The organism is Flavobacterium sedimenticola (assembly GCF_030053345.1).
Classification (GTDB): domain Bacteria; phylum Bacteroidota; class Bacteroidia; order Flavobacteriales; family Flavobacteriaceae; genus Flavobacterium; species Flavobacterium sedimenticola.
Window position 1 is genome coordinate 265,758 of record NZ_JASGBP010000001.1, and the last position, 22,277, is coordinate 288,034.

Below are 22,277 nucleotides of genomic sequence, written 5' to 3' on the forward strand. Positions count from 1 at the left end.
ACGACAACTTTGTACCTTTGTCACGTTGTAACCTAAAAGATATGAGAAAAATAGAACACATAGGAATCGCAGTGCATAATCTGAAAACCTCTAATCTTCTCTTTGAGAAGCTTTTTGGAAATCCGCCGTACAAAGAAGAAGAGGTAGTCAGCGAAGGCGTAAAAACTTCTTTTTTCAGGAATGGCCCGAATAAAATTGAACTTCTGGAAGCTACGACACCCGATAGCCCCATAGCCAAATTTTTAGAAAAAAAAGGAGAAGGCATTCACCATATTGCTTTTGATGTGGAAGACATTGTTGCCGAGATAGAGCGCCTTAAAAAAGAAGGATTTACGGTACTCAACGAAACACCCAAAAAAGGAGCCGACAACAAATTAGTTGCCTTTTTACATCCCAAAGGAACCAACGGAGTGCTTATCGAGCTCTGTCAAGAAATAGCATAAAAATAGTTGCAATGATTAAAAATTAGTAGTAATATTGCAACCTCAAATAAAGCCCGCGCTTTATTCACTGAACTCCTATAAAAATAAATTCAGTGAAGTAAAACCGGTCCTATAGCTCAGTTGGTTAGAGCACCTGACTCATAATCAGGTGGTCCTTGGTTCGAGCCCAAGTGGGACCACAATAAAGATCTCTTACTGTTAGGAGGTCTTTTTTTATCTGAATACACAAAAAACTAAAGCGATGGTTTTATCGTAAATTTAATTGCGATTTTATCTTGTTTTTTTAGAATAAAACAGTAAAACGCTTTTAAATAAGTAGTTTGACGCATTAAATTTCTATTAACTTAACAGATTAAACAAGTAATTTATTTTGGTGATTGGATTTTTTTTATACTTTTACGCACTATGAAAATTGTCCCGAATAGAATAATTATCATTCTGGCGGTGTTTTTGTTGCCCTTTTCAGATGTATTTGCGGCACCGGGACCACCACCGCCTTCAACACCTCCACCCCCGCCGGGCTTGCCTTTGGACGGAGGGCTTTTGCTGTTAGCTGCAATTTCTTTAGTTTTTGGTTGCTATAAAGTTTACAAAATCAACATAAAAAAAGCGTCGAATTAATTCGACGCTTTTTTATTTGCCCACTTTTCCTTTTGAACGATTAAACGTGGAGTTGGTGCAATCGGGCAACGTATTTTCCCACAACATCGAATTCCAAATTTACTTGGGTTCCAATTTGGAACGATTTAAAATTAGTATGCTCAAAAGTATACGGAATAATGGCTACGCTAAACTCGTTCAATTTAGAGTTTACAACGGTTAAACTCACCCCATTGACGGTTATTGAGCCTTTTTCAATGGTAAGATTATTTTGTTTACGATCGTATTCAAACGTAAAGTACCAACTCCCGTTGGCTTCTTCAATAAATTTACAAACCCCGGTTTGATCTACATGGCCTTGTACTATATGTCCGTCCAAACGGTCGCCCAATTTCATAGCACGTTCCAAATTAACAACATCTCCTACTTGCCAAGCTCCCATATTCGTTTTTTGTATGGTTTCCTTAATTGCGGTCACTGTATAGTTATCCTTATCAATAGCAACTACCGTTAAACAGATTCCGTTGTGAGATACGCTTTGGTCTATTTTTAATTCGGGTGTTATTGATGCAGAAATAGTGATGTGCAAGTTATCGTGGTCTTTTTTTATTTCTTTTATAATTCCGACGGTTTCAATTATTCCTGTAAACATTATGGTTTTATTTTACTAAATTTGCACTTCAAAATTAGCAATAAATAACCTGTCATTCTTATGAAAAAAGCAGAAAATATCATCGTTGGAATATCCATTGGAGATTTAAACGGTATTGGAAGCGAAGTTGTGCTTAAAACTTTTGAAGACTCTAGAATGCTCGAGTTGTGCACACCGGTTATTTTTGCCAATGTTAAGATTCTTTCTTTCATTAAAAAAAATTTAGAACTCACTGCACAACTCCACGGTATCGACAAATTGGAGCAGCTTGTCATCGGAAAAATTAATGTCCTAAACGTTTGGCGCGAAGGGGTCGACTTGAATTTCGGTACCAATGACGAAAATGTGGGCAAGTATGCTATCAAATCATTTGTGGCAGCCACAAAAGCGTTAAAAGAAGGTCAAATAGATGTTTTGGTCACGGCACCCATTAATAAGTACAACATCCAATCCGAAGAATTCAAGTTTCCGGGGCATACCGAATACTTAAATCAGGAACTTGAGGGCAATGCCCTGATGTTGATGGTACAAGACAATTTAAGAATTGGTCTTTTAACCGACCATATACCGGTTAATGAAGTAGCGAAACACCTGACCGAAAAATTGGTGATTCAAAAAATCGAAACCATTAAAAATTCCCTAATCCAAGACTTTGCTGTTTCGAAACCTAAAATTGCCGTTTTAGCGCTCAATCCGCATGCCGGAGATAACGGGGTCATCGGCAAAGAAGATGATGAGATTTTAAAACCTACCATCAAAAAACTGTTCGAAAAAGGGACTTTGGTTTTTGGCCCTTACCCTGCCGATGGTTTTTTCGGCAGCGGTCAGTATGAAAAATTTGATGCCGTAATTGCTACGTATCATGACCAAGGACTAATTCCGTTTAAAACACTCTCTTTCGGGAATGGTGTAAATTATACCGCAGGGCTTGCCAAAATACGGACTTCCCCCGATCACGGCACCGCTTATGAAATTGCCGGCAAAGGAATGGCCGACCACAATTCGTTTAAAGAGGCCGTTTACACGGCAATCGACATCTATAATTCAAGACATCAATACTTGGAAATCAGTAAAAATCCTCTGAAAACAAAGGAAAAACAGTTATAAACAAAAAAATGTTCATAAGGTTATTGGAATTACAATAATTTTATATCTTTGCACTCCGATTCCGGAATGCCGGATTGGATTCAAATTGTTGTTTAGATGAAAAGTACGAATGAATATTTAATTCCTTTTGTAGGATTAAAGTTGGGAAAGCATCAGTTTGAATTCAAAATAAACAAAAAGTTCTTTGACGAATTTAGTTTTGATGAGTTTGAAAGCTGTGACATAACCGTAAATGTTGTCCTTGAAAAAAAGACAACCATGCTGGAAATCAGCTTCAAACACAGCGGAACGGTGAATGTGCCTTGCGATTTAACCGGTGAACCTTTTGACCTTCCTATTAAGGGAAAAATCAAATTGGTAGTCCAGTTTGGAGACACATTCAACAACGATAATGATGAATTATTGATTTTGCCTCACGGAGAACATCAGATCGATTTATCGCAATACATTTACGAAATGATAGTGTTGTCCATCCCGCAAAAAAGAATTCATCCCGGGGTAAAAGACGGGACGCTGCAAAGTGAAGCACTTAAAAAACTAAATGAATTGCAAGTAAAAGAAGTAAAAGAAGTAAAAAAAGAAGATGATATTGACCCGCGTTGGGACGAATTAAAAAAACTATTAACGGATAAATAATATAGTACAATGGCACATCCTAAGAGAAAAACCTCGAAAACAAGAAGAGATAAAAGAAGAACTCACTATAAAGCAACTGTAGCTCAAATCGCTACTTGTCCGGTTACCGGTGAAGCGCATTTATACCACAGAGCTTACTGGCATGAAGGTAAAATGTATTACAGAGGACAGGTGGTTATTGATAAATCAGTAGCTGTTGCTTAATTACGTTTTTTTGATAAAACAAACTCTCACTTTGTGAGAGTTTTTTGTTTTAACAGATTTTGCAAATAACCCCGCTCAAAACCTTTGAGGTATTATTTTTTTTTGTAATTTCCACAACTTTTCGATTTTAAAAAAATCGGGAGGAAAAACACCCAATTTATGAATACAATAACAGCCGCAATCACCGCAGTTGGAGCATATGTTCCGGAATTTGTACTCTCAAATCAAGTACTGGAAACCATGGTAGATACCAATGATGAATGGATTACTACCCGTACCGGAATCAAAGAAAGAAGATTGCTGAAAGAAAAAGGAAAAGGTACTTCCTATATGGCTATTAAGGCCGCTCAAGACCTTATCGCTAAAGCCAAAATCAACCCGGAAGACATCGATTTAGTCATCATGGCCACTGCTACACCCGATATGCCGGTAGCCTCAACAGGCGTTTATGTGGCCAGTCAAATTGGGGCGGTTAATGCTTTTGCCTTTGATTTACAAGCCGCTTGTTCGAGCTTTTTGTACGGCATGTCTAATGCTGCTGCCTACATTCAATCAGGGCGATACAAAAAAGTATTATTGATTGGTGCCGACAAAATGTCTTCGATTATCGACTACACCGATCGTGCGACTTGTATCATTTTTGGCGATGGCGCCGGAGCGGTACTTTTTGAACCTAATTACGAAGGCTTAGGCTTACAAGACGAATACTTGAGAAGCGACGGTATCGGGAGAGAATACCTTAAAATTGATGCCGGTGGTTCGATACTTCCACCATCTGCAGAAACCGTAGCTAACGGCCAACACTTTGTTTTTCAAGACGGTAAAACGGTTTTCAAATATGCTGTTTCCGGAATGGCCGATGTTAGTGAAAAAATCATGGAGCGCAATAATTTGACCAAAGACGATGTTAATTGGTTAGTGGCGCATCAGGCCAACAGACGAATTATTGATGCCACAGCCAGCCGCATGGGATTGGATGAAAGTAAGGTATTGATTAATATTCAAAAATACGGAAATACCACCTCAGCCACATTACCTTTGTTGTTGAGCGATTTTGAAAATCAATTAAAAAAAGGAGATAATTTAATTTTTGCAGCATTTGGAGGAGGATTCACTTGGGGTTCTATCTATCTGAAATGGGCATACTAACACTCGAGGCATTTGATATTTAAGAAAATTAATTTATCGGAGCGCAACGAAAAAAAACAATAAAACTAATTCTAAAACTAACTAATCATGGATTTAAAAGAAATTCAAAACTTAATCAAATTTGTATCCAATACGGGAGTGGCCGAAGTAAAGTTAGAAACAGGTGATGTAAAAATTACTATCCGAACAACTTTAGAGGGAAATACACCTGAAATTACGTACGTGCAACAAGCGATGCCTGCGGCTCCTGTAGCCGCCGCTCCAGTAACTGCGGCACCGGCTCAAACTCCTGCAGCTCCTGCGGCACCGGCTGCCACAGAAGACACTTCAAAATTTGTCACCATAAAATCCCCAATGATCGGAACGTTCTATCGCAAGCCGTCGCCGGATAAAGCGCCGTTTGTAGAAGTAGGCAGCACCATCGGTAAAGGTGATGTTTTATGTGTAGTTGAAGCCATGAAATTGTTCAACGAAATTGAAGCCGAAGTTTCCGGAAAAATCGTTAAAATCTTGGTAGACGATATGTCACCGGTAGAATTTGACCAACCTTTATTCTTAGTTGATCCATCATAAGTTATTTTAAATGCTAAATTTTGAATGATGAATTAACGCTTCATTCAAACAATTTAAAATTTATAATTCAACATTTAAAATTTCAGAAGATGTTTAAAAAAATATTAATTGCCAACAGAGGCGAAATTGCGCTTCGCGTTATCAGAACCTGTCGTGAGATGGGCATTAAAACGGTAGCGGTTTACTCTACTGCCGATGCCGAAAGTTTGCACGTAAAATTTGCCGATGAGGCCGTTTGTATCGGTCCGCCACCGAGTAATTTATCGTACTTAAAAATGTCGAACATTATCGCTGCGGCCGAGATTACCAATGCCGATGCGATTCACCCGGGTTACGGTTTCCTTTCGGAAAATGCCAAATTCTCCAAAATTTGTCAGGAGCACGGCATCAAATTTATCGGAGCTTCTCCGGAAATGATTGATAAAATGGGCGATAAAGCTACGGCTAAGGCCACTATGAAAGCAGCAGGAGTTCCTTGTGTTCCAGGTTCCGACGGTATCTTAGCCGATTTGGCACAGGCCAAAAAAGTAGCCAAAGAAATCGGTTATCCGGTGATGATGAAAGCTACTGCCGGTGGTGGTGGTAAAGGAATGCGTGCCATTTGGAAAGAAGACGAATTAGAAAAAGCCTGGGAAAGTGCCCGTCAGGAAGCAGCGGCTGCTTTTGGAAACGATGGCATGTACATGGAAAAATTAATAGAAGAACCGCGCCATATTGAGATTCAAGTGGTGGGTGATTCGTATGGAAAAGCGTGTCACTTGTCGGAAAGAGATTGTTCGGTACAACGCCGTCACCAAAAATTGACCGAAGAAACACCGTCGCCGTTTATGACCGACGAATTGCGCACCAAAATGGGAGAAGCCGCCGTTAGAGCCGCCGAATTCATCAAATACGAAGGCGCCGGTACCGTAGAGTTTTTGGTGGACAAACACCGCAATTTCTACTTTATGGAGATGAATACGCGTATTCAGGTGGAGCACCCGATTACCGAACAAGTGATTGATTACGATTTGATTCGGGAGCAGATTTTAGTAGCTGCCGGTGTGCCGATTTCAGGTAAAAACTATTTGCCGCAATTGCACTCCATTGAATGTCGTATCAACGCCGAAGATCCGTATAATGACTTCCGTCCGTCGCCGGGTAAAATTACCGTTTTACACGCACCGGGTGGACACGGCGTGCGTTTGGACACCCACGTTTACGCAGGGTATACCATTCCGCCGAATTACGATTCCATGATTGCCAAGTTGATTACCACCGCACAAACTCGTGAAGAGGCAATCAACAAAATGAAACGCGCATTAGATGAGTTTTATATTGAAGGCATTAAGACTACGATTCCGTTTCACCGTCAGTTAATGGAAGAACCGGATTATGTAGCCGGAAATTACACTACGAAGTTTATGGAAACGTTTAAAATGAACGATCCGGAATAGATAAAAAAACCCAGCCAAAAGCTGGGTTTTTTTTATCCCCCCAGAGATGGAATGTTTTGAAAATTACGCTAAGGAGACACAAAACAAACACCAAGAATGTATTCGAAAGTTTGAGATTGGTAATTCAAAAAACTTTATTATTTGACAGAAAATACAATCATAATTCTGTTTTAGTATCTTTGATTGATAATCCCTTATTATTATGAATGGCAAATTTCTATTCTTTATATTTTTAATCACCTCAACCACTATCGGTCAAAGTTGGCAATGGGGCAAACGCGGGGGCGCTTTAGAAGCTTTGCCAATCGATGCTGTGCAGTATCAGGAGCAGACCTATAGTTTGGTAACCGATAGCCAAAAACGGATTTACGGATTATCACGTGTTGGGTTTACGGGATTGAATATAGATAATTTGCCAAAGACCAATTTTGATAATGGTTCTACTCCGGATGATTATGCTTTATTTAGCTTTGCTTGTGATGGCAGTTATCGTTGGTCAAAGATTATAGGAGGCATAGATGATGAAGTAGTGCATCCGCTTCAAGTTGATGGTAATAATAATGTGTACATGGCCGGTAAATTTGCAAATTGTCATACAGACGCCAATTTTCCGGCACGTATTGATAGTGATTTTATCAATACCCATATGGATTGTAGATTGCTATTTCTTACCAAGTATGACGAAGATGGAACGTTGCAATGGATAAGACGTCCACAAGCCGCCGGTGTGGATATTAGCGTAAGTTATTCTCAAACTCGGAGTTCCGGTGTACAAGTAGGTCCAGATGGAACGATTTATTGGTTAACTCTATTGCCGCCGGGAGCTTATGCAGATGGGGGCTTCGTTAATTCGCAAGCAGGTAGTAATTGGTTTATTCTCAAATACAATACAAATGGTGATTATTTAGGAACTATTCCTATAAACATTCAGACTAGCGGAGGTTTTACGTTTCTTCAGTTTCAAATTAATCCTTACAATAATAATTTTTATTTTTATGCCACTAAATTCGATAGTTTTGATACGGCAACCATAGCAGGCAATACTATAAATAATTCAACTTTTTTAGCGAGTTATGATTCCCAGGGTAATTATCTATGGCATCGTGTGGATACCTTTGTCGATCCCGGTTACTTGTTTTTGTATAATCTTCAATTTGACTCTCAAAATAATATTTACCTAGGAGGCAAAATAGCCGGTTTCAGCTTTGGTAGTTTTTTAGGTTTAACAGTTCCTGAAACTATCATTCCCGGTTTTGTCATGAAAGTTAATTCGACAGCCACACAATTGTTGTGGAGTTCCTATAGCAATAAAGGTTCGGAAAATTATGGTGGTATTGTTTTAAACGGTAACGAGCTCGCTTACACAAGCTATTGTGCCGGAACTGATTTCACTTGGGGAACGCAAACTTTAAATGCCAGTAATATATTTAATAACGAAGGCACTGAAGTTTTACTGGCCCGATTTAACAGGGATACCGGTGCCTGCTTAGGACTTACCAAGATACCGGGTAATGACGGTTTTAATGATGTTGGGACGGCTATTACTGCCGACGTTTCGGGTGATTATATTTTGGGTGGTGCAATTGGCGGTACACTTACGTTTAACAACAATCAACAAATTACTAACAGCGGTTCTCAATCAGATTTTTTTGTGGCTAAGTATGCCACAGAGGCTTGTTCGCCTTTGGCTGTAAACGAGTTCGAAAAGGAAAAAGTGACGCTTTATCCTAATCCTGTCTCTGACGTTGTTTATGTGCGTATTGAAGAGTCGATGATGTATTCTATCTACAACATGCTTGGTGTGAAAGTTATGGATGGCATCGTAACGGATCGTAATCAAGGTATCGACGTAAGGTCTCTGGCCAATGGTTGCTATTTAATTCAATTGGAGGATGAACGTGGCGTACATCAAAGTATGAAGTTTATAAAAGAATAATTGAAATCCAGACCAACTCTGCAATATCGAGCTATGTACAATAAAGTATTACTAATAGTTTTGTTTTTTAGTGTGAGCAGTTATGGTCAAAGTTGGCAATGGGGCAAACGCGGCGGAGCTTTAGAGCCTCTGCCTTTGACCTACCAACATACCCAGGAACAAACTTATAGCTTGGTTACTGACAACCAAAAACGGATTTACGGATTATCACGGGTTGGTTTTACCGGTTTGGATATTGATGGTGTACCCAAGGCTAATTTTGATAGCGGTTCTACTCCTGATGATTATGCCCTGTTTAGCTTTGGCTGTGATGGTAGTTATCGATGGTCTAAAATCATTGGAGGCCTAAATGATGAAACAGTCAATTTATTGCAGGTTGATGCGAGCAACAATATTTATATGTCAGGCAAATTCAGTGATTGTCACAGCGATGTCAATTTTCCTTCGCGCATAGATAGTGATTTTATCAATACGCATATGGATTGTAGATTATTATTCCTTACCAAGTATGACGAAGATGGTAATCTACAATGGATTAAAAGACCACAACCAGTTGGTGTTGACGTAAATGCATCCTATGGTCAAACAGCCAGTCGTGGATTGCAAGTTGATTCTTCAGGAAATATATATTGGTTGGTAGCTTTGGCACCGGGAACATATGCAGACGGAGGTTTTGTTAATTCACAGACAGGGAGCAATTGGTTTATTTTGAAGTATAATGCCAATGGAGATTTCTTGGGAGTTGTTCCATTAAATATGCAGCTAAGCGGCAGTTTTGGTGCAAAATTTATTTTTAAGCGAAATCCTAATAATGGTTACTTCTATTTAAGTACCGAAAGATTGGATGATACTGATACTGCTGTCGTTGCAGGGAATTCTATAAGTGGTTCTACATTTTTGGCTTGTTTTGATTCTCTGGGTAATTATTTATGGCACAGAACCGATACATTTCCGGCTTCAGGTTATCTGTTTTTATATGATATTGTATTTGATTCTGAAAACAATATTTACATTGGAGGAAAAATGGCAGGATTTAGTTTTGGAAGCTTTTTAGGGTTGACTATTCCCGAGACCATTATTCCCGGTTTTGTGATGAAAGTTAATCCGACAGCCACACAATTGTTGTGGAGTTCCTATAGCAATAAAGGTTCGGAAAATTATGGTGGTATTGTTTTAAACGGTAACGAGCTCGCTTACACAAGCTATTGTGCCGGAACTGATTTCACTTGGGGAACGCAAACTTTAAATGCCAGTAATATATTTAATAACGAAGGCACTGAAGTTTTACTGGCCCGATTTAACAGGGATACCGGTGCCTGCTTAGGACTTACCAAGATACCGGGTAATGACGGTTTTAATGATGTTGGGACGGCTATTACTGCCGACGTTTCGGGTGATTATATTTTGGGTGGTGCAATTGGCGGTACACTTACGTTTAACAACAACCAACAAATTACTAACAGCGGTTCTCAATCGGATTTTTTTATGGCTAAGTATGCTACAGAGGCTTGTTCGCCTTTGGCTGTAAACGAGTTCGAAAAGGAAAAAGTGACGCTTTATCCTAATCCTGTGTCTGACGTTGTTTATGTGTGTATTGAAGAGTCGATGATGTATTCTATCTATAACATGCTTGGGGTGAAAGTTATGGATGGCATCGTAACGGACCGTAATCAAGGTATCGACGTAAGGTCTCTGGCCAACGGTTGTTATTTAATTCAATTGGGTGATAGAAGTGCAACCTGTCAGAGGTTAAAATTTTTAAAACAATAAAATGTTCCAAAAGTTAAAACGGCGACCTCTTTAGCCCCGACCTGCCTTCCGGCAGACAGGTTGGAGCTAGCTACCATGTAGCGCGAAAAGCGGGAACAGGGACACCAAAAATGCCCGATCCGTTCGCTTCTAATTAAAAAAGCAAAACCCAACTTTTAGAGTTGGGTTTTTTGTTTTAACTATAAAGTTTCCTGCAACCATTTGTAGAATTCGCGCTGCCATACTAAAGCATTTTGCGGTTTTAACACCCAGTGGTTTTCCTCGGGGAAGAACATGAAACGGCTTTTGATACCGCGTAATTGTGCCGCTTGAAAGGCTTCTTGTCCTTGTCCGATAGGCACGCGGTAATCTTTACCGCCTTGGATGATTAGGATAGGCGTATTCCATTTGTCGACCATTTTAATCGGGTTGAACTGGCTGAAGGTTTTTTGAGCCGCCGCGTTATTTTTGTCCCAATACGGTCCGCCGTGATCCCAATTGTTAAAGAACACTTCTTCGGTGGTGCCATACATGCTTTCTAAATTGAAAACCCCGCAATGCGAAATAAAGGTTTTAAAACGATTGTTGTGAATGCCGGCAAGGTAGAACACCGAATACCCACCATAACTGGCGCCAACAGCGCCTAAACGCGCTTTATCGACATAACGTTCCTTAGCCACCTCATCGATGGCTGATAAATAGTCATCCATGACTTGTCCGCCCCAATCTTTCGAGATTTGTTCGTTCCAGGCTTGGCCGTGACCGTACATGCCGCGACGGTTGGGTGCTACCACTACATAACCTTGGGAGGCCATTAAGGAGAAGTTCCAACGGAAGGAATAGCTTTGCGTCAACGGGGATTGCGGTCCGCCCTGACAATACAACAGCGCCGGGTATTTTTTGGTTTTGTCGAAATTTGGCGGTAGGATTACCCATACCAACATTTTTTTACCGTCGGTTGTGGTAACGTAGCGTCTTTCATATTTGGGTAAGGACAGTTTAGCGTAAATTTCCTGATTGGTTTTGGTGAGTTGTGTCCACGTTTTTTTCTTGAAATTATACGAATAAATTTCGGCCGCATGATTCATGTCGGTGCGCGTCACGATAATGTTATCTCCGGAGAACCCTACCAAATCATTCACGTCAAAATCGCCCGAAGTAATTTGTTTTACGGTGATGGCGATTTTGGTTAAACCGGGGAAATTAACTTCGAATAAATGTTTGGCTCCATCAACGGCTGCGGTAAAATATATTTTTTTGCCATCGGCGCTCCACAAAAAGTTATCGACACTTCCGTCCCAATTGGCTGTTAGGTTCATGTCGATACCATTAAAACGAACGATTAAATCGTTTTTATCAGCTTCGTAACCGTCGCGTTTCATTTGGAGCCAGGTCAAATTTCCGGTTGGAGAAAACACCGGGTTGGTATCGTAACCGAGATTGCTTTCGGTTAGGTTTTTGGTGGTTTTGGTGGCAATATTGTATTCGTACAGGTCGGTATTCGTAGAAACCGCATAGGCGGTTCCGGCTTTCTTTTTACACACGTAAATGATACTTTGGCTATCGGGCGACCAGGTGTAATCTTCCTCGCCTCCGAATGGTTTTTGCGGAGAATCGAAAGGCTCGTTAGGCATAATATCCATCGGCTTGCCTTTGGTTCCTTTATTAATGGCATAGAAAATATGATTGTGTGTTCCGTTATTCCAGGTATCCCAATGACGGTAATCTAAACCATCGTATACTTGTGCATCGGCTTTGTCCAGTTCGGGATACAAATCTTTTCCCAATACTTTTTCAACTTTTACTTCTTGTGTAGAGAGGATGTACTTGCCGTCGGGCGATACATTCTTATCGGCTAACAACTCTTTGGTGTCTTCAACCGGTGTTGGTGTTCCGCCGTTTACCGGAATGGTAAAGAATTTGTTTCCCGACTTGTTATCTTCTACCGAAGGATAAGTAACTTTATAAACGATGCTTTTACCGTCTTTAGCCATCCCTAAAGCAGTTACTCTACCTAATTTCCAGAGTGTTTCCGGGGTAAGGATTTCTTGTGCCGAAGCCTTTATGCTCATAGTAGCGAGAATTATGAATACAATTTTTTTCATAGGTGTTGATTTTTGCGGTCTAAATGTAATCAATCTTTATAAAAAAAGCCACCCCAGAAGGATGGCTTATTGTTATAGCTGATGATGATTAATTGATAACAATATCATCGATTTGCATGGTCGTGGTTACACCGGTACCGTTTCCGACATATTCGAAAACAAAGAAACCGTTTCCGGTTAACGTTCCCGGTATAGCGTAATTACCGCTGTTAGTAAAGTTGGTAGGATAACCCGAACTCAGTCCCGGAGAAATTGTGAAACTTGAGGTAATGTCAACTAAAGTAGCGGCCGTGGCATCACCTCCGGCTACATAATCGGTGGTGTAATACACTTTCAAACAATTTCCGTTGGCAAATCCGGCTTTGGTTTTAAAGGAGAACGTACTTGCAGCTGTAAAATCAACCGGAACAAAGAACAACGTTCTGTTCGCTTCAGGAGTACCCCCAAATGAAGTCATTTGGATGTATTTGTTACCACTGAATGTTTTTACTTGCCAGTATCTGCTTCCCACAACGGCATCATTGATATACGCCGAGAAAACTTGTTGGTTAGTGGTATTGTAAGACGTAAATGGCTCATTAAGCGTTGCGAAATAACTCAATGCAGAACCTCCCAGCGGCGGATAAAAATCGATAGCCAAACGATCGTTGGTGAGATTGATATCGCTTTCTGTTCTTACCATAAATTGGTAATCGGAGTTGAATTTGGTTAAAACACCTCTGATTTTGCCGCTTTTAGACGGTACTGCTTTAGACGCAAAAGTAGCATAAGAACTAATTCTGACAATAATAGTATTGCCGAATTGATCGGTAATTAAGTGATTCGTGGCACCTCCTAAATCGTTCAATGTAGCATCGTAATAGGTTTTGCCTAAAGAGGCATCGGTAAACTGAACATTATCGAACTCAATTAATTTATTTAAATACGAATCGTTTAACGCTTGTGATACGGTGATGTTATTGGTAATAGCCGCTTCACTTACACTACCGGTACAAGAACGGGTAATAATACTTTGGTATTCTACCGGTGAAATTCGGCCTACTTCGTCATCGGTAGGATCATCGGCAGTTCCGCCATTGTATAAGTTTCCTATTAACAAACCTCCGAATTCGGTCACGATGTATCTGTTTTTCATATTCACAAATACCTTTTGTCCCGGTGGGTATTTGGTGTACAAGTTATAATCGTCAACCGGAATGCTGAAAGCCTTTTGTCCATCAACAGAAACCATTGAAATTGATTTGTAGAAGTTTCCTCCTTCGTCACTTGACGTTACATACGCTTCAATAATGTCCTCATTTTCATATTTTAAATAAGAAGAAGAGGCCATAGCAGCTACATCCTGAACCGATTTTGTTGCCGTTAAAGTAGCACAATCTCCGCTTAAATCAGGATCTTTAAATTCGTCATTTACGCAACTTGCGAACAAAGCGGTAAATGCCAACGCTAAAAATTTAAGATTTTTCATAGTTCTTTTTTAGTTATTTGAGTAAACTTTAATTTTATCAACCTGGAATAAGCCGTCAAGTGTCGTCCCGTTTCCGGTGGCTTTAAAAGCAATGTGAACCGTACCCGAATAATCGGCTAAACTGATTTCTCCTGAAGGAATATAAACATAACCGTTGGTCGTATTATCAGCCACTACGGCATTCAATTGGGTCCATGTAGCGGCTAACACGTCGGTTCCGTTGTAATCCGTAGAGATAAAAACTTCTAACTTATTGGCCGGGTTATCGACAAAGTTGGTCGCGGAAGTAAAGCTCAATACGGCATTGGCATCTTGAGGTAACGTGATGGCAGGAGTTATGGCCCAACCAATGTTAGAGGCTTCTCCGCTTCCGAAAGAACTGAATTGGATGTACCCGTCGTTATTAAAATCTCTTTCAATCCATAATTTAGTCCCTGCCTCAGCAAAATTGGTCCATCCTTCGAAATCAAAAGTAGCATTAAAATTAATCTCTTCTTCGGGGAAGTCCTCAGAGAAAATTAACGGTTTAAACGGGGCAATCTCCGTATCATCCGAGCAGCTTACTACCATACTGAAGGTGAATAAAGCCAAACAAAATTTAGATATATTTTTCATATTTCTATTGTATTAGAAATTAATGTATAAGTTAACAAAATAAGTTCTTCCGTAACCATAGAAATATTTAGGCCCAAATGATGGCGTTCCATTGGCATTATCGGCTAAATATTCAGGATAGGTTGCTTTTCTAGACTGCTCAAATCCTCCGGTTTTGTACTCAAAGTCGAGTACATTATTGATAGAGGCAAAGAAACCAAAAGTATCATTACCTACTCTCCATGATTTTCCACCCACTAAATTTAATAACGTAATAGGCTCAAATTTTTCTTGTTTTAACAAGGCTCTTACGGACTCTTCGGTGGCTCCTTCAAAACCAACTCCGCTACCATTAACATCAACAACGAAGTTTTGTGTTCTTAAAATGCTGGACACATCAAGATAACTATCGGTTAAGTAATTGATGTTGGCGCCAATCCACCAGAACTTAGGATCTCTGTATTCTAAACCAAAAGAGTACGCTTGTTGCGGCATACCCGGTAATCGGTATCCTTTTAAATACGCTTTACCGAAATCCGTTACCGGATTGATGTTAGAGCTGGTCGCTAAAGCATCATCGTTAACTTTCAGATTCGGGTTATTGTCATACGTATATTGACCGTAGGAAGCCGAACCTATGGCTTTAATGGTTGACGTAATTTGGTATTCAAAACCAAACTCGGCACCAACGTGTTTTTTATTCATCCCGGTTACAATCTCGCTGATGAATGAATCCGTATCGGTAGATCCGTCTTCACCGGCATCAAAAATGCCTTCACCATAGAAGAATGAAATCTCGGTAGCGTTAGAAATTTTGTTATAAAAACCGGTCAATCTTGCCTTGAATTTTGGCGCTTTGATGATATAACTTACGTCAGAACCCATAATTGACTCACTGCTTAAATCGGGAGTAATATTGTTATTCAAACGCGCGTTCGAGAACGTGTTTCTCAAACTTGGGGCTTTGGTCATGTAAAGACCATTGAAATCCAAGAATTGTTTTCCGGTAATTTTATAAGTCAAACCACCTTTGAACCCAAAGTTTTCAAAAACTACGCTTTTACTTTTCCCGAAAGAGTTGGTTGGATAAATCCCGTTTCTGTAGTTTCCTTCTCTTTGGTATTCTGTTCTCGAGAACGATTGAGCCAAATAAAAGTCGGCTTTTTTGTAGCTGAATTTGAATTGGGTAAATCCGTCAAAAGTAGTCGCATTCAAATAGTAATTATAACCGTAAGCATCTCCGACACGCACTTGTCTGTCCGGATTATTTAAATCCGATTGCGATGCGTTGCCGCTGAAGAAAGGATCGATATCGTTAAAATAAGAACCTCCCAATAAATCAATCAATTTTTGGAAATTTTTAGAACGCAACTTTTTGAAGTTGATTCCGGCATTTAAGGTAATGTTATCCGCAATGGCCGAATTGAGGTACGAGTTAGCACTCCATTGCTTGTCTTCCACTCGGTCTTCATATAGTACATAAGCACTTCTTTCGCCGCGGTTCACCACTTTATTGGTGTAGTAGATATTGTTCCAATTGATTTGTCCGTCATTTACGAAGTTTGTCTGAGCAATTTCTGCACTCGGGTTGGTATAACCAATAATGGTTACGTTATCCGGCGCGTAGGTCGGTACATAGTATGTCTCATCGTTCAAATAGTAACTTGGTAAGTTTTTATAGTACGTAGGATCGGGATTGTTAGCCAATTGGAAATCCAGGCGACTGTTCCCTACAAATCCTACTTGGTATGCCACGTTGGTATTCAAAGTGGTTTTATCGGTAATTTTCCAATAATGACTTAACATATTGATTGGTTCTTCAATCTCTTTATAACGAGAGTTTCTTTTCTCTCCCTCTTGCCATCCCCAATACGAGTTGTATTCTATACCTTTTAAACGAGTAACCTCATCGGTATTTGGCGAACTTTTTCCGCGTTTGTTTTGAGCAAAAATGGATGTAAAGTTGATAGAGTGTTTGTCATTAATTTTCTTTTCCACGCTGGCAAACACAGAATTGGCATCGTAATTCGTTCCTTCAAAGTATCCTTCATTAGCCCATCTTCTGGAAGCCGATACTACAAAAGCCCATCCATCAGTGTTCATTCCGGAAGCATGAGTTCCCATCATTCTCCAACTGTAGTTGGTATTGGTTCCGGAGAATGAAATTCTGGAACCTCTACGGTACATAGAAGCTCTGGTGTTAATTTCCTGAGTTCCCAACAAACCGCCGAATGTATAATCAGAAGGGGCAGAACCCATGGTAAATTCTTGGTTTCTGGTAGCATCATTCAATCCGCCCCAGTTACTCCATTGTGGTCTTCCGTCGTACAATTTATTCATGGAAATACCATTAATCATAGTAATCCCGTATTCATTATCTAAACCTCTGATTCTAAAGCGAGCCTGTCCCCAGTTAAATGCCGCAGCTTGTTGGTATACATCTCTCGAAGCTTGTAACAATCCCGAAGTACTTTCAGAACCGCTATTATCATCTCCTAAATCATTCTCCGTAATGGTAACCAAACTCAGCTGCTGCTCTGAGGTAATATCTTCCTCAAAAACAATAATTCCTAAGTCTAACATTTTTCCGGCAATCACATCAACTGAAAGCAATTGATCTTTGTAACCGGTACTTTTAATCTGCAGTAACTGACTGCCTTGAGGCACTTCATTAAAAACAAAAACACCGGCTGCATTCGTTAAAGCAGTCAAACTGGTGTTTTCAATAGAAGCAACAACATTTTGTAAAGGTTTTTGTGTTTTTGAATCGACCACTTTACCTGTAATGCCCGTAGTAGCAGTTTGTGCAAAAACAAAAAACACTTGCATCACAAATAAGGTACTAATAACAAGTTTTTTCATAAATAAAATTAGATTAATTTTTTCCTGAAAAGTCCTTAATAAAAACTTAACAGCCGACAAATGTACATCTTTTAATAATATTATCTAATTTTGGCTCGAAGTTTGTAAAAAACTTGATAATAAATTAATATCGATTTTATGAGAATAAAAAAATTAATAGCTCTTTTCTTTGCTTTTTTCGCAATTACAGGGGCTAGTGCACAGGCAAAAAAGTATAATATCCATACGGTTGCCTTCTACAACTTTGAAAACCTTTTTGACACCATTAACGGACCGAATAACGATGAAGAATGGTTGCCAAAGGGAATTCAAAACTGGACTTCTGCCAAATACAAACAAAAACTACATAATTTATCCCGAGTACTTTCTGAAATCGGCACCGGTGAAAATCCGAATAATTCCCCAACCCTAATCGGAGGATGTGAAATCGAAAACCGCGGTGTATTGGAAGATTTAGTAAAAGAACCATTGCTAATTAATAAAGATTACGGCATCATTCATTTTGATTCGCCGGATAAACGAGGAATTGATGTGGCTCTGTTATACCAAAAGAAACATTTCAAACCTACCAGTTACAAAAATATCCCGTTACTTATCTACAGAAGTCAAGAAGGAAAAGACGATAAAAAAGACAAAGACGAAGCTACCGATGATAAAGCTGAAACCGGAAAAGATGACCGCGTTTATACCAGAGATCAGCTCTTAGTTACCGGTTTCTTAGATGGTGAAGAAGTCAATATTATTGTCAACCACTGGCCGTCGCGTTCCGGTGGTGAAAAGAAAAGCGCTCCTTTCCGTGAAGCGGCTGGCAGACTTAATAGAACTATCATGGATTCTATCTACAAAATTAACCCCAATGCCAAAATCATTACCATGGGTGACTTAAATGACGGTTCCTATAATAAAAGTGTTAAAGAAGGTATCGGTGCCAAACGCAAAAAAGAAGAAGTAAAACCATTCGGTGTTTACAACCCGTTTGAAGAAATGTTCTACAAAGGCAACGCCACGCTTTTCTACCGTGATGCCGGCGACATATTTGACCAAATCATGGTATCGGAAACACTCATCCAAAAAGACTTTTCCTCTTTCCGTTATTGGAAAGCCGGTATTTACAACAAACCGTACATGATTACCAAAAGCGGACAATACAAAGGGTATCCGCTACGCCATAGCTCAAACGAAATAGGCTACAGCGACCACTTTCCGGTGTATATTTACTTGATTAAGGAAGTGAAATAAATTTTTAAAAGTCTCGAACGTATCGAGACTTTTTTATTCCATACCTTTACTAAAATTTAGAATATGGCTGTTGCACAACCTTTCAATCTCAATCAATGGATTGATGAAAACCGTCACCTACTCAAACCTCCCGTTGGCAATAAAAACTTATACGTCAATTCCGGTGATTATATCGTAATGATTGTAGCCGGCCCTAATGCACGAAAAGATTACCACTACAACGAAACCGAAGAATTGTTCTACCAACTCGAAGGCGAAATTACCGTTTACATCCAAGAAGACGGCCAAAAGAAAGCCATGAAACTCTCCGCCGGTGATCTATTTTTGCTGCCTGCTAAAGTGCCGCATTCTCCATCCCGCTCAGAAAACTCGATTGGCTTGGTAGTAGAACGCAAAAGGGTCGGCAAAGAAATCCCCGACGGCCTACTTTGGTTCTGCGAAAACTGCAACCACAAACTCTACGAAGTCTACTTCGAATTACACGATATTGAAAAGGATTTTCTCCAACATTTCAATCATTTTTACCAATCGGAATCCCTCAGAACCTGCGAAAAATGCGGTACTGTGATGGAAACCGATCCTCGATTTATTTCCAAATAATGTATTTAGGAGCTAATCCGGCTGTCCACTGTATCTTTTTAACTTGTTATAAAAACAAGCTAAAAAGGATGCCGTTACCATCCGGGCTAAAATTCAAAATAAACGATTACTTTTGCTGAAATTTTAAACATTCAAACTAAAAATACAATGGCAACAATTGCTCAACAATTCGGCATGACCGAAGCCTTAGAAATATTAGGCGTAAAAGCCGTTAACGAAGGAACTTCCACCGGAAACAATCATTTTGCCTCAGGAGACATTATCGAAAGTTACTCTCCGGTCGACGGACAACTCATCGGAAAAGTAAAAACCACTACCGCCGAAGATTACGAAAAAGTAATGCAAACCGCCGCCGAAGCCTTCAAAACCTTCCGCTTAATGCCGGCTCCGAAACGCGGAGAAATCGTGCGTCAATTCGGAGAAAAACTAAGAAAATACAAAGAGCCGCTAGGCAAATTGGTTTCCTATGAAATGGGAAAATCGCTTCAAGAAGGCTACGGAGAAGTTCAAGAAATGATTGACATTTGCGACTTTGCCGTGGGTTTGTCTCGTCAATTACACGGGTTAACCATGCACTCGGAACGTCCGGGTCACCGCATGTACGAGCAATACCATCCGCTAGGTATTGTCGGCATCATTTCGGCCTTCAACTTCCCGGTAGCGGTTTGGTCTTGGAATACGGCTTTGGCTTGGATTTGTGGCGACGTTTGCGTTTGGAAACCATCTGAAAAAACGCCTTTGTGCAGTATCGCTTGTCAAAACATCATTGCCGAAGTTTTAAAAGAAAACAATTTACCGGAAGGTATTTCTTGCTTAATCAACGGCGATTACAAAGTGGGCGAAATGATGACGCACGACAAACGCGTGCCTTTGGTTTCAGCTACCGGCTCGACTCGTATGGGTAAAATTGTAGCCCAAGCTTGTGCCGCTCGTTTAGGCAACTCTTTATTGGAATTAGGCGGTAACAACGCCATCATCGTAACGCCGGATGCCGACATCAAAATGACGGTTATCGGAGCGGTTTTCGGAGCCGTGGGTACAGCCGGTCAACGTTGTACTTCTACTCGCAGACTAATCATCCACGAAAGCATTTACGATAAAGTACGTGATGCCTTAGTAGGCGCTTACGGTCAGTTGCGAATCGGAAATCCGTTAGACCAAAACAACCACGTGGGTCCGCTAATTGACAAAGATGCTGTTCAAATGTACCAAAAAGCTTTAGAGCAAGTCGTAGCTGAAGGTGGTAAAATTTTAGTCGAAGGCGGCGTATTAACCGGCGAAGGCTATGAGAGCGGATGTTATGTTAAACCCGCCATTGCTGAAGCCGAAAATCACTACGCTATTGTACAACACGAAACTTTTGCACCGGTGTTATACTTATTGAAATACTCAGGTGATGTTCATGAAGCCATTGCTATTCAAAACGGAGTAGCCCAAGGTTTATCCTCAGCTATTATGACCAACAACTTACGTGAAGCGGAAACCTTCTTATCGCATGCCGGTTCAGATTGCGGTATTGCTAATGTGAATATCGGAACATCCGGTGCCGAAATCGGTGGAGCTTTTGGTGGCGAAAAAGAGACCGGCGGTGGCCGCGAATCGGGTTCTGACGCTTGGAAAGTATATATGAGAAGACAAACCAATACCATCAACTACACCACTAGTTTACCATTGGCACAAGGGATTAAGTTTGATTTGTAATAGTGTCTTTGTAAATAAAAAAACCTGCAATTTTTGCAGGTTTTTTTATTTGTAGTCTTGTCATTCCGAACGAATGTGAGGAATCTTACAACACCAAGATTGTGCGATTTCTCCCTAAGGTCGAGATGACAAACCCCGCTTATTTTGTCTTCTTCACATATTGTGTCAAAATCACGATATGTTGGCCTTCCACACGGCCTTCAATTTGATCGGCATTGTCCCAAACTAATTTAATGTTGTGCACGGCCGCACCGCGTTTAGCCGTAAAATTGGCGCCTTTCACATCCAAGTCTTTAATCAAAACCACCGAATCGCCGTCTTGTAAAATATTGCCGTTAGAATCTTTGTGGATGATTTTGCCTTCTTCATCTTCGCCTTCCCCTGTAGCTTTGGCCCATTCCAACGCGTCTTCATCCAAATACATCATGTCCAACAAATCGTGGTTTTTTAATCGAGCCAGCATACGCCATGAAACAATTTGTACGGGAAGATTCTCGTTCCACATGCTATCGCTTAACCCGCGCCAATCGTTCGGATTCATGGTTTCCGGATTTTTAATCTGATCCAACAACGGTTGGGCTATTAAAATACAGTTTTCGGGTAGGGCTTCGGTTTTAGGTTCTACCAAATACACCACCAAATTTTCATTAGTACCGCTGATTTCACAGGTGGAACCACTACGATCTTTCAATCTTTTTTCAGTTACTACACTCATTTTGTATGGATTATAAATTAAAGGAAGCGCCAAGGACAAAAACAAACTGATTGTTGTATTTTTCAAATCCATCGACGTTAGCGTCATATCGGGCCAAGGGAGCACTGCCTTCTGCAAAAAGGCCGAAACCATCGGTAAAAAAATATCTGAAACCTAAATGAGCCCCGAAATTTCGGGTACCCAAATGCAACCCGGGATAAATATCCATTGCCTTATCGAACCCAAATACATTGCCTAAATTGGCATTGAATCGGGCTTTAAAATCAGCCCTATCGGCGAAATCCGGTTTAATGCCGCCGGGTTTTTCAACCGATAATAAATACGACGCTACAAAACCGTACGACATATTTTCGCCCAAACCAAAATCAGCAGAAACCTGAATTCCGTTGCCGTGGTCTTGAATATTCCAACCTACTTGTCCTTTGATATCGCCTTTGCCCTTGTAAGCTTGAGCTTGACCCAAACTCAGTGTTAACAGCGCCACTATGGTGATTATTTTTTTCATGGT

At 40.3% G+C, this 22,277-nt stretch carries 19 protein-coding genes and 1 tRNA gene; 13 read left to right on the top strand and 7 right to left on the bottom strand.

Annotated elements, in window-relative coordinates:
• The first annotated feature begins 41 nt into the window (after nt 1-41).
• Both mce and QHT84_RS01075 read left to right on the top strand, forming a co-directional pair.
• Nucleotides 42-443: a methylmalonyl-CoA epimerase gene (gene mce, locus QHT84_RS01070; RefSeq protein ID WP_283237684.1), complete on the top strand. Its 402-nt coding sequence runs from the start codon at nt 42-44 to the stop codon at nt 441-443.
• A gap of 105 nt (nt 444-548) precedes the next feature.
• Nucleotides 549-622: transfer RNA gene (locus QHT84_RS01075), tRNA-Ile, on the top strand.
• Between the two features lie 482 nt (nt 623-1,104).
• On the opposite strand, the gene QHT84_RS01080 is transcribed toward QHT84_RS01075, so the two are convergent.
• The gene (locus QHT84_RS01080) at nt 1,105-1,695 is read right to left on the bottom strand and encodes a riboflavin synthase (protein WP_283237685.1); all 591 of its coding nucleotides are present in this window, start codon (nt 1,693-1,695) and stop codon (nt 1,105-1,107) included.
• A 60-nt stretch (nt 1,696-1,755) separates the two neighbouring features.
• Between QHT84_RS01080 and pdxA the strand changes: the two genes are divergently transcribed.
• From pdxA to QHT84_RS01120, 8 genes are all read left to right on the top strand, one after another.
• Nucleotides 1,756-2,802: a 4-hydroxythreonine-4-phosphate dehydrogenase PdxA gene (gene pdxA / locus QHT84_RS01085; protein WP_283237686.1), complete on the top strand. Its 1,047-nt coding sequence runs from the start codon at nt 1,756-1,758 to the stop codon at nt 2,800-2,802.
• A gap of 96 nt (nt 2,803-2,898) precedes the next feature.
• Nucleotides 2,899-3,438, top strand: a complete 540-nt coding sequence (locus tag QHT84_RS01090) for a YceD family protein (RefSeq protein ID WP_283237687.1) — start codon at nt 2,899-2,901, stop codon at nt 3,436-3,438.
• A 9-nt stretch (nt 3,439-3,447) separates the two neighbouring features.
• Complete coding sequence (gene rpmF, locus QHT84_RS01095; protein ID WP_073308476.1) at nt 3,448-3,642, top strand: 50S ribosomal protein L32; 195 nt, start codon at nt 3,448-3,450, stop codon at nt 3,640-3,642.
• Nucleotides 3,643-3,801: 159 nt separating this feature from the next.
• Nucleotides 3,802-4,791: a beta-ketoacyl-ACP synthase III gene (locus QHT84_RS01100; RefSeq protein ID WP_283237688.1), complete on the top strand. Its 990-nt coding sequence runs from the start codon at nt 3,802-3,804 to the stop codon at nt 4,789-4,791.
• Nucleotides 4,792-4,878: 87 nt separating this feature from the next.
• Entirely contained in the window at nt 4,879-5,364 is a 486-nt protein-coding gene (accB, locus tag QHT84_RS01105; protein ID WP_283237689.1) for an acetyl-CoA carboxylase biotin carboxyl carrier protein, read from the top strand.
• 89 nt (nt 5,365-5,453) lie between these two features.
• Entirely contained in the window at nt 5,454-6,800 is a 1,347-nt protein-coding gene (accC, locus tag QHT84_RS01110) for an acetyl-CoA carboxylase biotin carboxylase subunit (protein WP_283237690.1), read from the top strand.
• A 202-nt stretch (nt 6,801-7,002) separates the two neighbouring features.
• Nucleotides 7,003-8,736: a T9SS type A sorting domain-containing protein gene (locus QHT84_RS01115; RefSeq protein ID WP_283237691.1), complete on the top strand. Its 1,734-nt coding sequence runs from the start codon at nt 7,003-7,005 to the stop codon at nt 8,734-8,736.
• Nucleotides 8,737-8,769: 33 nt separating this feature from the next.
• The gene (locus tag QHT84_RS01120; protein ID WP_283237692.1) at nt 8,770-10,506 is read left to right on the top strand and encodes a T9SS type A sorting domain-containing protein; all 1,737 of its coding nucleotides are present in this window, start codon (nt 8,770-8,772) and stop codon (nt 10,504-10,506) included.
• Nucleotides 10,507-10,685: 179 nt separating this feature from the next.
• Here the strand turns inward: QHT84_RS01120 and QHT84_RS01125 are convergent, their stop codons facing one another.
• The 4 genes from QHT84_RS01125 to QHT84_RS01140 form a co-directional block, all read right to left on the bottom strand.
• The gene (locus QHT84_RS01125) at nt 10,686-12,590 is read right to left on the bottom strand and encodes a S9 family peptidase (protein ID WP_283237693.1); all 1,905 of its coding nucleotides are present in this window, start codon (nt 12,588-12,590) and stop codon (nt 10,686-10,688) included.
• A gap of 88 nt (nt 12,591-12,678) precedes the next feature.
• Nucleotides 12,679-14,058 carry a DUF5689 domain-containing protein gene (locus QHT84_RS01130; RefSeq protein ID WP_283237694.1) on the bottom strand — a complete coding sequence of 460 codons (1,380 nt, stop codon included), beginning with the start codon at nt 14,056-14,058 and terminating at the stop codon, nt 12,679-12,681.
• 9 nt (nt 14,059-14,067) lie between these two features.
• The gene (locus tag QHT84_RS01135) at nt 14,068-14,673 is read right to left on the bottom strand and encodes a choice-of-anchor J domain-containing protein (protein ID WP_283237695.1); all 606 of its coding nucleotides are present in this window, start codon (nt 14,671-14,673) and stop codon (nt 14,068-14,070) included.
• A 12-nt stretch (nt 14,674-14,685) separates the two neighbouring features.
• A complete protein-coding gene (locus QHT84_RS01140; protein WP_283237696.1) occupies nt 14,686-17,514 on the bottom strand; it encodes a carboxypeptidase-like regulatory domain-containing protein in 2,829 nt (942 codons plus the stop codon).
• Nucleotides 17,515-17,652: 138 nt separating this feature from the next.
• Here QHT84_RS01140 and QHT84_RS01145 point away from each other — a divergent pair, with 138 nt between their 5' ends.
• The 3 genes from QHT84_RS01145 to amaB all read left to right on the top strand — a co-directional run bounded on the left by QHT84_RS01145 (nt 17,653) and on the right by amaB (nt 21,054).
• Nucleotides 17,653-18,753 carry an endonuclease/exonuclease/phosphatase family protein gene (locus QHT84_RS01145; protein ID WP_283237697.1) on the top strand — a complete coding sequence of 367 codons (1,101 nt, stop codon included), beginning with the start codon at nt 17,653-17,655 and terminating at the stop codon, nt 18,751-18,753.
• A gap of 63 nt (nt 18,754-18,816) precedes the next feature.
• Nucleotides 18,817-19,353: a 3-hydroxyanthranilate 3,4-dioxygenase gene (locus QHT84_RS01150; protein ID WP_283237698.1), complete on the top strand. Its 537-nt coding sequence runs from the start codon at nt 18,817-18,819 to the stop codon at nt 19,351-19,353.
• 147 nt (nt 19,354-19,500) lie between these two features.
• Nucleotides 19,501-21,054: an L-piperidine-6-carboxylate dehydrogenase gene (amaB, locus tag QHT84_RS01155; RefSeq protein WP_283237699.1), complete on the top strand. Its 1,554-nt coding sequence runs from the start codon at nt 19,501-19,503 to the stop codon at nt 21,052-21,054.
• 139 nt (nt 21,055-21,193) lie between these two features.
• Here the strand turns inward: amaB and QHT84_RS01160 are convergent, their stop codons facing one another.
• Nucleotides 21,194-21,769 (bottom strand): PhnA domain-containing protein, encoded by a 576-nt coding sequence (locus QHT84_RS01160; protein ID WP_283237700.1) that lies wholly within the window; start codon nt 21,767-21,769, stop codon nt 21,194-21,196.
• 10 nt (nt 21,770-21,779) lie between these two features.
• Entirely contained in the window at nt 21,780-22,274 is a 495-nt protein-coding gene (locus QHT84_RS01165; protein WP_283237701.1) for a DUF6646 family protein, read from the bottom strand.
• Nucleotides 22,275-22,277: the final 3 nt, after the last annotated feature.

Bases quoted from the DNA above. Each gene is read 5' to 3' on its own strand.
- mce (WP_283237684.1), top strand. From the start codon at position 42: ATGAGAAAAATAGAACACATAGGAATCGCAGTGCATAATCTGAAAACC.
- QHT84_RS01080 (WP_283237685.1), bottom strand. From the start codon at position 1,695: ATGTTTACAGGAATAATTGAAACCGTCGGAATTATAAAAGAAATAAAA.
- pdxA (WP_283237686.1), top strand. From the start codon at position 1,756: ATGAAAAAAGCAGAAAATATCATCGTTGGAATATCCATTGGAGATTTA.
- QHT84_RS01090 (WP_283237687.1), top strand. From the start codon at position 2,899: ATGAAAAGTACGAATGAATATTTAATTCCTTTTGTAGGATTAAAGTTG.
- rpmF (WP_073308476.1), top strand. From the start codon at position 3,448: ATGGCACATCCTAAGAGAAAAACCTCGAAAACAAGAAGAGATAAAAGA.
- QHT84_RS01100 (WP_283237688.1), top strand. From the start codon at position 3,802: ATGAATACAATAACAGCCGCAATCACCGCAGTTGGAGCATATGTTCCG.
- accB (WP_283237689.1), top strand. From the start codon at position 4,879: ATGGATTTAAAAGAAATTCAAAACTTAATCAAATTTGTATCCAATACG.
- accC (WP_283237690.1), top strand. From the start codon at position 5,454: ATGTTTAAAAAAATATTAATTGCCAACAGAGGCGAAATTGCGCTTCGC.
- QHT84_RS01115 (WP_283237691.1), top strand. From the start codon at position 7,003: ATGAATGGCAAATTTCTATTCTTTATATTTTTAATCACCTCAACCACT.
- QHT84_RS01120 (WP_283237692.1), top strand. From the start codon at position 8,770: ATGTACAATAAAGTATTACTAATAGTTTTGTTTTTTAGTGTGAGCAGT.
- QHT84_RS01125 (WP_283237693.1), bottom strand. From the start codon at position 12,590: ATGAAAAAAATTGTATTCATAATTCTCGCTACTATGAGCATAAAGGCT.
- QHT84_RS01130 (WP_283237694.1), bottom strand. From the start codon at position 14,058: ATGAAAAATCTTAAATTTTTAGCGTTGGCATTTACCGCTTTGTTCGCA.
- QHT84_RS01135 (WP_283237695.1), bottom strand. From the start codon at position 14,673: ATGAAAAATATATCTAAATTTTGTTTGGCTTTATTCACCTTCAGTATG.
- QHT84_RS01140 (WP_283237696.1), bottom strand. From the start codon at position 17,514: ATGAAAAAACTTGTTATTAGTACCTTATTTGTGATGCAAGTGTTTTTT.
- QHT84_RS01145 (WP_283237697.1), top strand. From the start codon at position 17,653: ATGAGAATAAAAAAATTAATAGCTCTTTTCTTTGCTTTTTTCGCAATT.
- QHT84_RS01150 (WP_283237698.1), top strand. From the start codon at position 18,817: ATGGCTGTTGCACAACCTTTCAATCTCAATCAATGGATTGATGAAAAC.
- amaB (WP_283237699.1), top strand. From the start codon at position 19,501: ATGGCAACAATTGCTCAACAATTCGGCATGACCGAAGCCTTAGAAATA.
- QHT84_RS01160 (WP_283237700.1), bottom strand. From the start codon at position 21,769: ATGAGTGTAGTAACTGAAAAAAGATTGAAAGATCGTAGTGGTTCCACC.
- QHT84_RS01165 (WP_283237701.1), bottom strand. From the start codon at position 22,274: ATGAAAAAAATAATCACCATAGTGGCGCTGTTAACACTGAGTTTGGGT.